This window comes from Geminicoccus sp., assembly GCF_035556675.1.
Classification (GTDB): Bacteria; Pseudomonadota; Alphaproteobacteria; order Geminicoccales; family Geminicoccaceae; genus Geminicoccus.
Genome location: NZ_DATMFZ010000390.1, coordinates 1 through 14,354, shown reverse-complemented (window position 1 = coordinate 14,354; position 14,354 = coordinate 1). Strand labels below are relative to the sequence as shown.

General features: G+C 70.6%; 14 protein-coding genes and 1 tRNA gene. 6 read left to right on the top strand and 9 right to left on the bottom strand.

What is annotated here, in order from left to right; genetic code table 11:
* Positions 1-55: 55 nt before the first annotated feature.
* The gene (locus VNS22_RS27945) at positions 56-1,588 is read left to right on the top strand and encodes an FGGY-family carbohydrate kinase (protein WP_325738437.1); all 1,533 of its coding nucleotides are present in this window, start codon (positions 56-58) and stop codon (positions 1,586-1,588) included.
* Entirely contained in the window at positions 1,585-2,814 is a 1,230-nt protein-coding gene (locus tag VNS22_RS27940) for a winged helix-turn-helix domain-containing protein (protein WP_325738435.1), read from the top strand. The genes VNS22_RS27945 and VNS22_RS27940 overlap by 4 nt, the downstream gene beginning before the upstream one ends.
* Positions 2,815-2,834: 20 nt before the next feature.
* On the opposite strand, the gene dctP is transcribed toward VNS22_RS27940, so the two are convergent.
* From dctP to VNS22_RS27905, 7 genes are all read right to left on the bottom strand, one after another.
* Positions 2,835-3,830, bottom strand: coding sequence for a TRAP transporter substrate-binding protein DctP (gene dctP, locus VNS22_RS27935; RefSeq protein ID WP_325738433.1), 996 nt, complete (start codon positions 3,828-3,830; stop codon positions 2,835-2,837).
* A gap of 107 nt (positions 3,831-3,937) precedes the next feature.
* Positions 3,938-5,386: a D-glycero-beta-D-manno-heptose-7-phosphate kinase gene (gene rfaE1 / locus VNS22_RS27930; protein WP_325738431.1), complete on the bottom strand. Its 1,449-nt coding sequence runs from the start codon at positions 5,384-5,386 to the stop codon at positions 3,938-3,940.
* Entirely contained in the window at positions 5,383-6,363 is a 981-nt protein-coding gene (rfaD, locus tag VNS22_RS27925; RefSeq protein ID WP_325738429.1) for an ADP-glyceromanno-heptose 6-epimerase, read from the bottom strand. Before rfaD ends, rfaE1 begins: the two co-directional genes overlap by 4 nt.
* Complete coding sequence (locus VNS22_RS27920) at positions 6,360-7,001, bottom strand: PqiC family protein (RefSeq protein WP_325738428.1); 642 nt, start codon at positions 6,999-7,001, stop codon at positions 6,360-6,362. Before VNS22_RS27920 ends, rfaD begins: the two co-directional genes overlap by 4 nt.
* Positions 7,001-8,677 carry an intermembrane transport protein PqiB gene (locus tag VNS22_RS27915; RefSeq protein WP_325738426.1) on the bottom strand — a complete coding sequence of 559 codons (1,677 nt, stop codon included), beginning with the start codon at positions 8,675-8,677 and terminating at the stop codon, positions 7,001-7,003. Before VNS22_RS27915 ends, VNS22_RS27920 begins: the two co-directional genes overlap by 1 nt.
* Positions 8,674-9,909 (bottom strand): PqiA/YebS family transporter subunit, encoded by a 1,236-nt coding sequence (locus VNS22_RS27910; protein ID WP_325738425.1) that lies wholly within the window; start codon positions 9,907-9,909, stop codon positions 8,674-8,676. The genes VNS22_RS27915 and VNS22_RS27910 overlap by 4 nt, the downstream gene beginning before the upstream one ends.
* A gap of 49 nt (positions 9,910-9,958) precedes the next feature.
* On the bottom strand, positions 9,959-10,879 hold the full coding sequence (locus VNS22_RS27905; RefSeq protein WP_325738423.1) for a LysR family transcriptional regulator: 921 nt from the start codon (positions 10,877-10,879) through the stop codon (positions 9,959-9,961).
* Between the two features lie 127 nt (positions 10,880-11,006).
* Between VNS22_RS27905 and VNS22_RS27900 the strand changes: the two genes are divergently transcribed.
* Genes VNS22_RS27900 through VNS22_RS27890 form a run of 3 tightly spaced genes read left to right on the top strand, consistent with a single transcriptional unit; the run spans position 11,007 to position 12,821 of the window.
* The gene (locus VNS22_RS27900; RefSeq protein WP_325738422.1) at positions 11,007-11,594 is read left to right on the top strand and encodes a YceI family protein; all 588 of its coding nucleotides are present in this window, start codon (positions 11,007-11,009) and stop codon (positions 11,592-11,594) included.
* Positions 11,595-11,629: 35 nt separating this feature from the next.
* A complete protein-coding gene (locus tag VNS22_RS27895; RefSeq protein ID WP_325738420.1) occupies positions 11,630-12,217 on the top strand; it encodes a YceI family protein in 588 nt (195 codons plus the stop codon).
* Between the two features lie 13 nt (positions 12,218-12,230).
* A complete protein-coding gene (locus tag VNS22_RS27890; protein ID WP_325738419.1) occupies positions 12,231-12,821 on the top strand; it encodes a cytochrome b in 591 nt (196 codons plus the stop codon).
* A gap of 134 nt (positions 12,822-12,955) precedes the next feature.
* Here VNS22_RS27890 and VNS22_RS27885 read toward each other — a convergent pair whose 3' ends face one another.
* The gene (locus VNS22_RS27885; protein WP_325738418.1) at positions 12,956-13,648 is read right to left on the bottom strand and encodes an RNA pseudouridine synthase; all 693 of its coding nucleotides are present in this window, start codon (positions 13,646-13,648) and stop codon (positions 12,956-12,958) included.
* A 117-nt stretch (positions 13,649-13,765) separates the two neighbouring features.
* Here VNS22_RS27885 and VNS22_RS27880 point away from each other — a divergent pair.
* Positions 13,766-13,855 (top strand) — tRNA-Ser (locus VNS22_RS27880).
* 24 nt (positions 13,856-13,879) lie between these two features.
* Here VNS22_RS27880 and VNS22_RS28685 read toward each other — a convergent pair.
* Entirely contained in the window at positions 13,880-14,257 is a 378-nt protein-coding gene (locus tag VNS22_RS28685) for a transposase (RefSeq protein ID WP_414653454.1), read from the bottom strand.
* Between the last annotated feature and the right edge of the window lie 97 nt (positions 14,258-14,354).

The following is a 14,354-nucleotide window of genomic DNA, read 5'->3' as shown; positions in this document are numbered from 1 at the left end:
GGGCACCCGGGCCGGGTGCGGACAGCGTCATCAGGGACGGCTTCGGGGGTAAGGCGTGGCGGACTTTCTGCTAGGGATCGACAGCGGCGGCACTGCGGTGAAGGTGGCCGTGATCGCGGCGGACGGGACCGAGTTGGCCGTGCGCGGCACCACCCACCCGGCACTGACCCCGGCCCCCGGGCATGCGGAGCGGGATCCGGAGCGAACCTGGGAGTGCCTTGCCAGGGACATCCGGCTGGTGCTCGCCGATGCCGGGCTGGAAGGGCCGGACATCGCGGGGATCGGCGTCACCGGCTATGGCAACGGGCTCTGGCTGCTGGACGAGGCCGGCCGGCCGGTGGGCAATGGCGTCCTGACCTCCGACCTGCGTGCCGCGTCGATCTGCGCGGACTGGCGGCGCGACCCGCCGGACGAGGCCACCCGCCAGCGCCGCCTTCAGGTCGCGGCCTGGCCGGGCAAGCCCATGCCGATCCTGGCCTGGCTGCAGCGCCATGTACCCGACCAGCTGGCCCGGGCGCGCTTTGCCGTTTCCAGCAAGGACTATCTGCGCTCCCGGCTGGTCGGCACCGTCGCGGGCGAGGTCAGCGACCAGTCGAGCAGCGGCTATTCTCCGGTGGAGCGCCGGGAGAACGACCCGGCCATGCTGGCGGCGGTCGGCCTGTCCGAACTGGCGCGGCTGATGCCGCCGTTGCTGGAACCCATGGACATTGCCGGGGAGGTGACCGCCGAGGCGGCCGCGGCCACCGGACTGCGGGCCGGCACCCCGGTCTCTGCCGGCTGCTCGGACAATCTCGCCGTGATGCTCGGCACCGCGGCGGTGACGCCGGACGATGTCGTGGTGATGGCGGGGACCTGGGGCCTGCACCAGTGCTTCCTGGACGCGTTGCCCGCCGACCCGAGCGCTATCTTCCTGACCCACGGGCTGCTGCCCGGGACCTGGCTCGCCATCGAGGGCAGCCCGACCTCGGCCGGTCAGCTCGACTGGTTCGTCGAGCGTTTCATCCGCAGCCAGCGGCCGGACCTGGCCGACGGTCAGCTGTTCGCCATGCTGAACGAGGGGGTGGCGAGGCTCGATCCGCGCGACCCGCCCGTGTTCTTCCTGCCCTATCTGAACGGGGCGATGGACCAGTCCTCGGCGCGCGGCAGCCTGATCGGCCTGACCAACTGGCACGGCCTGCCGCACACGGTGCGCGGCATGATGGAAGGGATCGCCTTCGAGCACCGCCGCCATCTCGACCGGCTGGCCGCCCTGCGCGGCCGGCCCGGTTCGGCGCGCTTTGCCGGCGGTGCCGCCCGCAGCGAACCCTGGCGGGAGATCTTCGCCGCCGCCCTGGACCTCGAGCTGGAACTGCCGGCCGGCCGCGAGCTGGGTGCCCTGGGTGCCGCGATCCTGGCCGCCGTGGCGCTCGGCCGGCAGCCCGACCTGCCCACCGCGGTGGCCGCAATGACTCGGCTGGAGGGCCAGGTGCAGCCGGACCCGGCGCTGACGGAACTGCTGGCTGGCCGGTACCGGATCTGGCGCGACCTCGCAGTCGCGCTCGCACCGCACTGGGACGCCGTGATCGACGGTACCGGTACCACCCGATGAGCCGGACGCTGGGTCTGGACGAGGCCCGCCGGATCGCGCTGGCCGCCCAGGGCTTCGCCGCGAGGCGACCCGGCCTGACGGGCGAGGCCCGCATCCGCCGGCTGATCGAGCGGCTGGGCCTCTTGCAGATCGATTCGGTGAACGTGCTGGTGCGGGCGCACTATCTGCCGCTGTTCTCCCGGCTCGGCAGCTATGACCGCACCATCCTGGATCGCCTGGCGGCGCATCACGGCCGACGGGTCCGCCCGGCCGGGCGGCGCCTGTTCGAGTATTGGGGCCACGAGGCCTCGCTCCTGCCGGTATCGGCCCAGCCGCTGCTGCGCTGGCGGATGGCCAGGGCGCGGTCGGGCAAGGGTGTGTGGCAGGGCGTGCGGGCGGTGGCCGAGGCCAGGCCCGACCTCGTCGCCCGGATCCACGATGAGATCCGCGACCGTGGCCCGCTCTCGGCCGGCGATCTGACCGCGCCGGAAAAAGGGCAGGGCGGCTGGTGGGGCTGGTCGGACAGCAAGACCGTGCTGGAGTGGTTGTTCTGGACCGGCGAGATCACGGCGGCCGGCCGGCGCGGCTTCGAACGGGTCTATGACCTCACCGAACGGGTGCTGCCCCCGGAAATCGTCAACGCGGCCACGCCGGATCCGGCCGAGGCGGCGGCCAGGCTCACGGCGCACGCGGCCGGCGCCCTGGGCATCGCCACCGCGACGGACCTGCGCGACTACTGGCGCCTGCCCGTGGATCTCGCGAACACGGCGCTGGCGCGGCTGGTCGAGGCCGGCGACCTCGTGCCGGTGAGCGTCGAGGGCTGGCGGCCGCAGGCTTATCTCACCAGGGACGCGGTGCTGCCGCGCAAGGTGGCGGCCCGGGCACTGCTGGTCCCGTTCGACCCCCTGATCTTCGAGCGCAGCCGCACCGAGCGGCTGTTCGGCTTCCGCTACCGGATCGAGATCTACACACCGGCCCACAAGCGGCTGCACGGCTACTATGTCCTGCCCTTCCTCCTGGGCGACCGGCTGGCCGCGCGCGTCGACCTCAAAGCGGAGCGCGCCACCGGCTGCCTGCTGGTCCGCTCCGCCCATCTGGAGCCGACCAGCGAACCGGGTGCGACCGCCGCGGCGCTGGCGCAGGAACTGGTGGCGCTTGCCGGCTGGCTCGGGCTGTCCCGGGTCACGGTCGAACCGGACAACCCGTTCGACCGGCTGCTCCGCAGCGCACTGGCCCCGCTCGCCTGAGAATGCCGCCGCGGCCTGACCTACCCCGCGGCGGCACGCTCCACGGCGCGCACCAGGTCCTCGCCGATCTCGCCCTGGAATTCGGCGATGACCGGCCGGGTCGCGTCGATCCAGGCTTGGCGCTCCTCCGGCCGCAGGGCGACCGCCTGGGTGGCACCCGAGCGCAGGATGGCCTCCCGGGCGTCCCGGTCCTCCTGGTCGGCCAGCCGGGCGACCTCCTGCCGGGCCTCCTCCATCGCGGTCCGGAACGCGGCGCGCAGGTCCTCGGGCAGGGCTCGCCAGAACTCGGTGGAGACCACCGGCATGGAGCCCAGCACGCCGTGCCCGGTCTCGGTCACGAATGGCTGGAGGCGGAACAGCTCGCCTCGGGCGAGCCTGGCCCAGCTCGTCTCCAGGCCGTCGACCTGGCCGCCCACCAGCGCGCCGCCGAACTCGGCATAGGGAAGCGGCACCGGTACGGCGCCGAGGAGCTCGAACTGGCGGGCCAGCGGCGCTGCGGCCGCCGTGGCAAAACGCAGCCCCCCGGCATCCGCAGGCAGCCGCAGCGCCCGGCTGGCGGACAGCTGCTTTGGCCCCTCCCGCCAGTAGGCCAGGCCCACGAAGCCAAGGCGCTCCACCGAGACCCGCAGGGCCAGCGCCGCCTCGTTCGCCTGGAACTGGTCGAACATCGTGGTGGAGCGGAACAGGAAGGGCAGGTCGAACAGCTGGAAGCTCTTGGCATAGCGGCCGAAGTGGGACAGCGGCGGTGCGATGATCTGCACCCGGCCCAGCGCCAGCGCCTCCATCTCGTCCTGCGGGGGCAGGAGCTCGCTGTTGGGAAACACTTCCACCCGCACCCGGCCGCCGGTCAGCGATTCGACCCGCTGCCGGAACAGCTCGGCGCCCATGCCCTTGGGCGTGGTCGGCGCCTCGGCATGGCTGAAGCGGACCACCTGGTCCTGCGCGCGCAACACGCGCGGTGCCGCCACCGCCCCCGCTGCCGCGGCACCGGATGCCAGGAAGCTGCGGCGGTCCATCGGGCGGATCCTCGGGGAGTGCATGGCGATCATCTGGCGCGGCGCCCCGGGCACGGCCAGGGTGCGGTCCGCAGGAGCGGCCATCCGATGCATGGAAGCCACGACCGTCAGTGCCGGGGACCGCGCTCGAGCAGGGCGGTGGTGCTCAGGCCGGGCTGGATTTCCGCCAGGTAGAGCTCGCCGCCCCACTCGGCCAGCTCCCTCGCCCCCACCACCTGATCGGGGCGATAGTCCGCACCCTTGACCAGGAGCTCCGGGCGCAGCGTGGTGATCAGGTGCAGCGGCGTGTCCTCGGCGAACGGCACCACCAGGTCGACATCGGCCAGTGCGGCCAGCACCCGCGCCCGGTCCGCCAGCCGGTTGGCCGGCCGGCCCGGCCCCTTCAGGCGGGTGACCGAGGCGTCGTCGTTCAGCCCGACCACCAGCAGGTCGCAGCGCGCCCGCGCGGCATGCAGGTAGGCGACGTGGCCGGCATGGAGCAGGTCGAAGCAGCCATTGGTGAAGCCGACGCGTCGGCCCTTGCGCCTCGCATCCGCCACGATCTCGGCAGCCCGCTCCAGCTCCACCACCTTGCCATGCGCCGGTGCCAGGGCCGCCATCAGGTCGGCGCGGCTGACCGGCACCGTGCCGATCCGGGTCACCGCGATCGAGCCCGCCAGATTGGCGAGCCTGGCCGCCTCCGCCAGGTCGCTGCCCGCGGCCAAGCCGGCGGCGAGCGTCGCGATCACCGTGTCCCCGGCGCCGACCACGTCGAACACCTCGCGGCGGATGGCCGGGATCCGGGTGGCGCCCGCACTGGTCGCAAGCAGCATGCCGTCCCCGCCGAGCGTCGCCAGCACGGCATCCACCCCCGTGCTGGTCCGCAAGGCCTCGGCAGCATGCTCGACAGCCCCGTCATCCCCGACCGGGACCCCGCTGGCCTCGGCGAGCTCGCGCCGGTTGGGCGTCAGTACGGCAGCACCGCGGTAGCGCGCATAGTCGCGGCCCTTGGGGTCGACCAGCACCGGCCGGCCTGCCGCCCGCGCCCGCGCGATCACCTGCTCCACCAGTGCCGGCGGCAGGGCGCCCTTGGCATAGTCTGACAGGACGATCGCCCGGACGTCGCCGATCTTCTCGTCCAGCCAGTCCAGGATCGTCGCCATGCCCTCCTGGTTGAGCACCGCCCGGTTCTCCCGGTCCACCCGCAGGAGCTGTTGGCCGCCGCCCCAGTACCGGGTCTTCACTGCAGTGGCGCAGCCCTCCTGGCGCCACAGGATCGCACCGGCCGGTGCCAGCTCGGCCAGCATCCCGGCGATTTCGTCGCCCTCGGCATCGGCACCGACCATCCCGGCCGCGGCGACCTGCGTGCCCAGCGCATGGAGATTCGCGATGACATTGCCCGCCCCGCCGATCCTGGTCTCCTCCCGGCCCATCTCCAGGACCGGGATCGGTGCCTCGGGCGAGATCCGCCCGACCTGCCCGAACACCGCCCGGTCGAGCATCAGGTCGCCGATCACCATGACCTGCACGTCGGCCAGGCGGTGCAGCAAGGTCTCGCTCGTGATCGCCGGGTTCATCGATACGGGTCCGCACGCAGCAGGCTGTCCTGCACGTAACGCCTGACCCCCTCCTCCAGTGGCGTCGGCTGGAGCGGGCAGCCGGCGGCGCGCAGCCGGTCCAGCCTTGCCTCGGTGAAGTACTGGTAGTGCTGGCGCAGCCGCTCGGGCATGTCGACGAACTCGATCGCCGGCTCCTGGCCGACCGCCCGGAACACGGCATGGGCCAGCTCCAGGAAGCTGCGCGCGCGGCCGCTGCCGACGTTGAAGATGCCGGAGCGATCCGGGTGGTCGTAGAGCCACAGCATCACCTGGACCACGTCGTCCACCCAGACGAAGTCGCGGCGCTGGTCGCCGTCCGCCACGCCATCGCGATGGCTCCTGAACAGCCGGCATACGCCGGTTTCCTGGATCTGCTTTAGGAACTGCGGCACCACCGACTGCTGGCCGCCTTTGTGCCACTCGTTGGGGCCATAGACGTTGAAGAACTTGAGCCCGGCCCATTGCGGCGGCAGCTTCTGGCCGCGCCCGGCCAGCTCCACGATCCGCCGGTCGACCATCAGCTTCGACCAGCCATAAGCATTGCGCGGGCGAAGCTCGCCGAAGCGGGCGGGATCGTCGTCGAAGCCGGCCTCGCCGTCGCCATAGGTGGCGGCCGAGCTGGCATAGACCAGCCGGGTGCGGTGGCGGGTGCACCAGTCGACCAGGTCCAGCGTGGTGCGGATGTTCTCCTGGACGATCAGGTCCGCGTCGCGCTCGTCCGTGGACGAGATGGCGCCCAGGTGGAACACCGCCTCGACCTTGCCGGCATGGCGGTCCAGCCAGGCGAACAGCCCGTCCGGGCGAATCACGTCGGCCAGCCGGCGCTTGGCGATGTTGTGCCACTTGTCGCCGCTGCCCAGGCGATCGCAGCAGACGAGGTCGGGCACCCCGCGCGCATCCAGCGCTGCCAGCAGCACCGAGCCGATGAAGCCCGCCCCTCCGGTCACCAGGATCACGACGATCGCCTCCGCTCGTTGCCAGGCCCTGCTTCTGCCACCGCCTCGGCCAGCTTCGCCACGATCTCGCCGCTCAGATCGGCCACCACCTGGCTCATCCCGTCGACGATCGCGCCATAGTCGCCGGGCGTGGCCTCCTCCGAGAGCAGGCTGTGCCCGGTGAGCAGCAGCCGGCCGTTGCGGTCGAACATCCGCCAGCGCGCATCCAGGGTTATGCGCCCGGCCGCGTCCGCCTCGAAGCGCAGCACGTTCAGGTCGAGCTCGATGCTGGGCTCCAGCCCGCGATTGTTCGGCACGGCCACCACATGCTCGCCGCCCAGGCGCCGGCGCAGATTCTCGATAAGCACCTCGTTGAACATCAACTCCAGCTGCTCGGACCACTGGTCGAACTCGGCCATCGTCATCCGGGTCTCGGTGGCCCGGGTGACGATCTGCGGCCGGTCCAGATAGTCGGGAAAGCCCACCGGCGAGATGCCGAGCAGCCTGGTCGGCGAGCTGGCCGGCGCGTCCATCTCCACGGTCGGGATCATCTGGTAGTAGCGGGTCGGTACGGAGGTGCCGGCGCAGCCCGCCAGGATGCAGGCAGCCAGGACCCAGGCAGCCGAAGTACGGGCAGGGAATCTTGCTGGGTTTCTCATCAGTACCGGCCTCCTGGCTTGCCGCGCAGCAGCGCCTCGGGATGGCGCTCCAGATAGTCGGCGAGGTCGCGCACCGAACGCGCGGTCTGGGTCAGCTCGCTCATCAGTCGGTTCAGGTCGCGCTGGGTGGTCGAGCGCGGGCCCATCAGGCTGTCGGCCGAGCGGGCCGCATCCCCCAGCGCGCCCACGGTACGCTCCAGCTCGGCCAGGAGCGGCGTGGCAGAACGGTCCAGGTTGCCGGTCAGGTCCGAGAGCCGCACCAGCACCTCGTTGAGGTTCTTCAGCGAGCTCTGCACTTCGCCCGAGCCGGCGATGGCCGCTATCGATGCGGCCGTGGCGCGGAGCTGCTCGGTCAGGTCGGCGATCGGCAGCTCGGCCACCTTCTCCATGATGCCGGTGAGCGAGCGTTCCAGCGTGTCGAGGCTGCTCGGGATGGTCGGCATCACCGCAAGCTCGCCCTCCCGGCCGAGCTCGGCCGGCGGCGCATCGGGTATCAGGTCCAGCGAGATCACCATCTGGCCGGTGATCAGGTTGCCGGTGGCTAGTTGCGCGCGCAGGCCGCGCTGCACCAGGGCTGCCAGCTGCTCGTGCGCCTCACGAGGCTCGCCACTCGTGGTCAGTTCCTCCGCATGGATGAGCCGGACACGCTGCGGCTCGATCTCGTAGATCACCGGGATGCGCAGCCGGTGCGTGGCGACATCGTAGTCCAGCCGGACCTCCCGGACCGTGCCGATGCGGATGCCGCGCACCTCGACCGGGGCGCCCACCGTGAGGCCGCGCACCGAACCCTCGAAATAGGAAACCAGCGGCACGCGTTCGGTGATCGCTCCCTGGTCCAGGCTGTCGGGCCCATCGAACAGGGCGAATGCCAGGCCTGCGGCCGCGACTTCGCCGCCCGGCGGCGCATCGAACACCACCCCGCCCCGCCACAGCGTCTCAAGGTTGCCGATCGAGAAGCGCACGCCTTCCGCGCTGACGCTGAAATCGACGCCGCGCTCGCGCCAGAAGCGGCTGCTCGTGCGCACCAGCTCCGCAAAGGGCTGGCGGATGAACAGGTGGATGGCGAGATCCTCGCGGTCGGTCGGCGGCTCGACATCGGTGATCTCGCCCACAGTGACGCCGCGGAACAGGACGGGGCTGCCGACCGACACGCCGCCGAGGCTGGCGGCACGCAGGACGAAGGGGCGGCCGGGCGTGTCCGAGCGCACCCGCGGCGGCGTCTCCAGGCCGCTGAACGTGGTCTGGGCGGCACCGCCGGCACCGGGATCCAGCTCGATATAGGCGCCTGACACCAGCGTCTCCAGCCCGGAGATCTGGCCGCCGCCAAAGCGCGGCCGCACCACCCAGAACCGGCTGGTTTCGCTGATCAGTCGTGCTGCCTCCGCCTGCACCTGGATCGTGACGTCGACGGAGCTGAGATCTTTGCCGATCGTGACCGAGTTGACCTGGCCGATGTCGATGTCGCGGTAGCGCAGCCTGGTCTTGCCCGTCTCGATGCCCGAGGCGGTCTGGAAGGTCACGGTGATCACCGGGCCGCGTGCGCTCCAGCTCGTCCAGCCGACCCACAGCGCCAGGGCCAATGCTATCAGCGGCACCAGCCAGACGATGCCGAAGGTCTTGCGCGCGCGCGGCACGGCGCGGGCCGGCTCGGGCTGCTGCTCCGCCGTGTCGCTCATGCGCGGTACCAGAGGAAGTGCGGGTTGAAGGCGGCCGAGGACAGCATGGTGAGGATCACGACCGCCGCGAAGGCCATCGCCCCGGCACCCGGCACGACGGTCGCCACGTTGCCCAGGTGAACCAGTGCCGTCAGCGTCCCGATCATGAAGATGTCGACCATCGACCAGCGCCCGACCAGCTCGACCAGACGATACACGCGCGTCTTGTGCCGGGCGACGTCCTTGTCCCGGCCGGGCGGCAGGATCAGCCAGCCGAGCGCCAGCATCTTGAGGATCGGCACCATGATGCTCGCGGTGAATACCAGGGCCGCCACCGGATACATGCCGATCTGCCAGAGCTCCACCACCCCGCTCAGGATGGTGTCCGGCTCGCCGGAGCCGAAATAGATCACCGTCATGACCGGCAGCACGTTGGCCGGGATGTAGAGCACGACGGCGGCCAGCAGGAAGGCCAGCGACGACTTCCAGGCATCCGGATCGTCCGCATGCACGCGGGCCCGGCAGCGCGGGCATCTGGCCCCGCCGGATCCGGCCGGCACCTGCAGCATCTGGCGGCAGGCATGGCAGCTCATGAGCCGGCGGCCGGCCGGCACCTGCAGCACGCCTGGCCCGGCCTGGGCCATCAGCCCGTGCCAGACCGCCATCGGCTCGGTCTTGGCCTCGGCGGCGATCTCCAGGAGGACGGTGGCGACGAAGGCATAGACCGCGAGGCCCAGCTCGATATGGGCCAGGTCGATCAGCTTGACGTAGGCGACGATGATGCCGAGCAGGTAGATCTCCATCATCGCCCAGGGCCGCACCCCGCCGACGAACCGGTAGATCCGCCCTGCCAGCGGCCAGCGATGGCCGTACCGCAGCGGCACCAGCACATAGAGCAGCCCCAGGATCTTCAGGGCGGGTGCGAGGGTGGCGACCAGGAATACGAGCATGCCCAGCGGTGCCATGTCCGCCTGCCAGAGCGCCCGGCTCGCCGAGAGCAGGGTGGTGGACTGGGTGAAGCCCTCGATGTCCAGGATCATGAACGGCATGGTGTTGGCGACCACGAAACTGATCGCGGCCGCGAGCAGCAGGGCCACCGGCGCATCCAGTCCCCCGGCAAAGGCACCGAGATCGGCATCGCACCGCCGGCAGCGGAACTGGTGCCGCGTGTCGCCCACGGGTACGGCCTGGATCCTGCCGCAGTCGTGGCAGGCCAGCACCACGGCGCCAGGCGGAACGGGGGCGGCCGCCATCATCGGGACATCCTGCCGGCCTCTTGCCGGTGCTGGCAGACCTTGCCGCTCATGGCTCCCAGTAGGGCCTCCCGCCGAACCGCTCCACCAGGAAGTCGACGAAGCTGCGCACCTTGGGCGAGAGATGCCGGTTGGCGGGGAACACCGCGTAGATCGCCCGGTCCTGCGGACGGTACTCTGCCAGGATCTCGACCAGCCGCCCGTCGCGCAGGGCGTCGCCGACGATGAAGGTCGGCAGCACCACGATCCCCTGGCCGTCGATGGCGGCCTGCATCAGGATCATGCCGTTGTTGCTGCTGACCGGGCCCTTGACCCGCACCGTCCTCGGGCCATCCTCGTCCGCGAAGCGCCACTCGTCGCGCTCCGACGAGTAGGCGTAGATCAGGCAGTCGTGCCGGGCGAGGTCTTCCGGCCGTTCCGGCCGGCCGCGCGCGGCCAGATAGGCGGGCGAGGCGACCAGCACCATGTGGGCGGGGGCCAGGCGGCGGGCCACGAGCGTGCTGTCCTTCAGCCGCCCGATCCGCACTGCCAGGTCGAAGCCTTCCTCGATCAGGTCGATGACCCGATCGTTGACCACGAGGTCGACCTGCACGTCGGGATGGCGGCGGCGGTATTCGGCGATCGACGGGGCCAGATGCCGCTCGCTGAAGGTCACCGGGGCGTTCACCCGCAAGAGGCCGCGCGGGCGGTCGTGGCTCTCGAGCAGCCGGCCGTCCGCCTCGTCCACCAGCTGAATGATCTCCTGGCAGCGGCGCAGATATTCCGCACCGATCTCGGTGAGGCCGATCTTGCGGGTGGTGCGGTTGAGCAGGCGCACGCCCAGCCGGTCCTCGATCGCCGCCAGATGCTTGCTGACCATGGTCTTGGACATGCCGAGCGCCGTGGCCGCCGGGGCGAAGCCGCCCTTGTCCACGATGGTGGCAAACACCCGCATGCCGGTCAGCTGATCCATGGCCGGAGCGGATGACACAGCCATCATCCCTTGGGAAGAAACAATCCGTCGAACCGATGCGGCCTGTCGACCATCGGATGGACATGGCAGCCTTGGGGGCGACTGCCGGGTCGCACCGCCCTCATTGTTTCCAGTAGGAATCGCCATGAAGAAGCTCTTGCTCGCTGCCGTCCTGTTCCTCCCGCTGGGCGCGCCGATCCTGGCGGCACCCGCGCCCTGGGCGATCGACAACAGCCATACCGCGATCACCTTCACGGTGGATCATTTCGGCTACTCGACCGTGCACGGCTTCTTCCGCGACTTCACCGGCGAGCTCAGCCTCGACCCGGAGGCGCCCGAGACTTCCTCGGTCGCCTTCACCATTCAGGCCGACAGCCTGGACACGCTGTTCGCCAAGCGCGACGAGCACCTGAAGAGCGCCGACTTCCTGGATGTCGCGAACTTCCCGACCATCACCTTCCAGAGCACCAAGGTCGAGCCGGAGGGCGACGACAGCGCCAAGGTGACGGGCGACCTCACGATCAAGGGCGTGACGAAGCCCGTGGTGCTGGACGTGAAGCTGAACAAGCTCGAGCCGAGCCCGATGACCAAGACAGACACGGCCGGCTTCACCGTCACCACCGTGATCAAGCGTTCCGACTTCGGCGTATCAGCCTATGTTCCCGCGGTCGGCGACGAGCTGACGGTGCGGATCGACACGGAGACTAGCCCCGCGGCCGCCAAGACCGAGTGAGCCGGCCGCTCCAAAAGTCGACGAGGTATGGCATCATGAACCTGTGGACTTGGTTGGTCCGGGCCGCCCGGTTGCCGGCAGTGGCGCTGGTGTGCCTGGCAGCGGCGCTGCCGGGCCCGGCCGTGGCCGAGGACTGGGTGGTCGATCCCGCGGCCAGCACCCTGACGCTGACCATCCAGCAAGGCCAGAGCCCGGTCGAGGCCCGCTTCGAGCGCTTCACCGCCGAGGTGAGCTTCGATCCGGCCGCCCTGGACCAGTCCTCGGTCACGGTCACGGTCGACCTCGGCTCGTTCGCGTCCGGCGACAGCCAGCGCGACGGGCAGGCCAAGGGCCCGGACTTCCTCGACGCGGGCAGTGCGGCCGAGGCGGTCTATCGGGCCATCTCGTTCGCACCGCTCGGCGGCGACCGCTACCAGATCGAGGCCGAACTGACGCTGAAGGGTGTCACCCGTGCGCTCAGCCACGAGGCGACCATCACGGTCGATGGCGACCAGGCCCATGCCGCCGGCACCGTCCCGATCACCCGGACCGATTTCGGGGTAGGCACCGGCCAGTTCGCCACCGGCACCATGGTCGGGCTGGAGGTGCTGGTCGCGTTCGATCTGCGGGCCCGGTCTGGCTGAGGAGAACGGACGAATGCGGCTGCGCAATGGGGCCAGGCGGTTCGGGCTGGTCGCCAAGAGCTTCCACTGGGGGACGGCGGCGCTCGTCATCCCCTTGTGGGGGCTGGGCTGGTACATGGTCGGCCAGACCCAGGACCTGTTCTGGCAGTACGAGCTCTACCAGCTGCACAAGTCGTTCGGCTTCGTGGTGTTCGGGCTGGCCCTGCTGCGCCTGGTCTGGCGGCTGGTCGACCCGGCGCCACCGCTGCCGGCCGGAATGGGCCGCCCGCTGCGCCTGGCCGCCCATCTCTCCCATCTCGGCCTCTATGCCTGCCTGATCGGCCTGCCGGTCACCGGCTTCCTGATGAGCGCCGCCTCGCCGCTGGGCATCCCGACCGTGCTGTTCGACACGATACCGGTCCCGCACCCGCTGGGCCCGTCGGAAGTCCTGTACGAGCTGTTCCGTGCGGTCCACTACTGGATGGCGATGCTGCTGGCCGCCCTGCTGGCCGCCCATGTGCTGGCGGCCCTGCACCATCACCTGGTCGCCAAGGACGACGTGCTCCTGCGCATGATCCCGTTCGGCCGCCCGAAGGCCCGGTTCCCGGACTGCCGCAACGGCTGACCCGGTGCGGCCGCCGGATGATGGCCCTGGGCGGACCCGGCTCCGGCCGTAGTGCCGGATTCCAGCGCCAGCGGCCCGCCCGGATCCAAGCGGCAGATCGCGGCCGTTGCCCGGCCGGCGACCACTTGCCGGCTTCAGCTCCCCGGAAGTGCCAGGCCGGCGTGCCGCAGCGCCGCCTGGAAGTCGGCCGGCAAGGGTGCGGTCGCCCGGATGGTCACACCGGCGAGCCACGGCAGATCGATCGCGCGCGCATGCAGCATCAGCCGCCGGGACCGGCCCGCCGCCGCGGGACCGTAGATCGTGTCGCCCAGCAACGGGGCGCCCAATGCCTTGAGATGCACCCGGATCTGGTGGGTACGGCCGGTCTTCGGCTGCGCCTCCACCAGCGCCACGCCACCCTGGCGCGCCAGCACCCGCACATCGGTCACCGCCACCTGCCCCTGCTCGGACGGCTCCATCCACCAGCCGCGTTGCGCGCTGCGCTTGGCCAGCGGCAGGTCGATCCGCCCGTCCTCCAGGCCCGGCACATCTACAACCAGCGCCAGATACGTCTTGGTCACCGCACCCCTGGCGAACAGCTCGCCCAGCCGTGCCAGCGCCGGCTTGGTCCGCCCGAGCACCAGACAGCCCGACGTATCCCGGTCCAGCCGGTGCGCCAGCCCCGGCGGCCGCCCCTTGCCGAACGCCAGCCAGGGCAGCAGCGCATCCAGCGTCGCCCCGCCCTTGGGCCCGGCATGCACCGGCAGCCCCGCCGGCTTGTCGATCACCAGCACCATCTCGTCGCGATGGAGCACCCGCCCCTGCAGCGCCTGCGCCTCGGCCGGCACCGGCCCCTCCACCGGCCGCCACCGCCCCTTCCGGCGCCCACCCGCCGGCAAATCACCCCGAACCATCATCCCATCCTTGCGGCCTCGCCCGGCGGACGCTACATCACCACGCGCCTCGGAGGGATGCCGGAGTGGTCGATCGGGGCGGTCTCGAAAACCGTTGTACCAGCGATGGTACCCAGGGTTCGAATCCCTGTCCCTCCGCCAGCTACGCTGAAAAATTGAATAATTTCAATAGTTTGAGTGGGGCATAGTATTTAGCTCCCTCATCCGTTCCCACACACACGTGCTTCTTGCGGCGACGATATGTGGCCGATCACGTTTGCCTGAGCAACTCGTCGGACGGACTGTCTCCCGCAGGGCTGCCTCGATCTGTTCCGGCGACAGATGATGGCGGGCGAACCACCACGGGCTGGAGTGATCCGGCACGATCCGCAGGCCGGACAGCCGGCGCAGGCGTCCAGAGAGCCGGAGGAAGTCCTCCAACCCTCTACAGGTGAGACGCAATCGCTCCCGCAGCAGGAGAGCTGCGGACAGGCCGGTCGATGGATAGGTAGGGTGAGCATACCTGGTCCGTCGTAGTGGCACGCAACCTCGTGCCACTGCCATGGATGCGCGCGCGAAGCGCAAAAGCTGATTGTCCATGCCGTCCGCAGATGGGCCTCAGGACTACACTCAGCATGCCTTTCGACAGAGCAAGGCACTC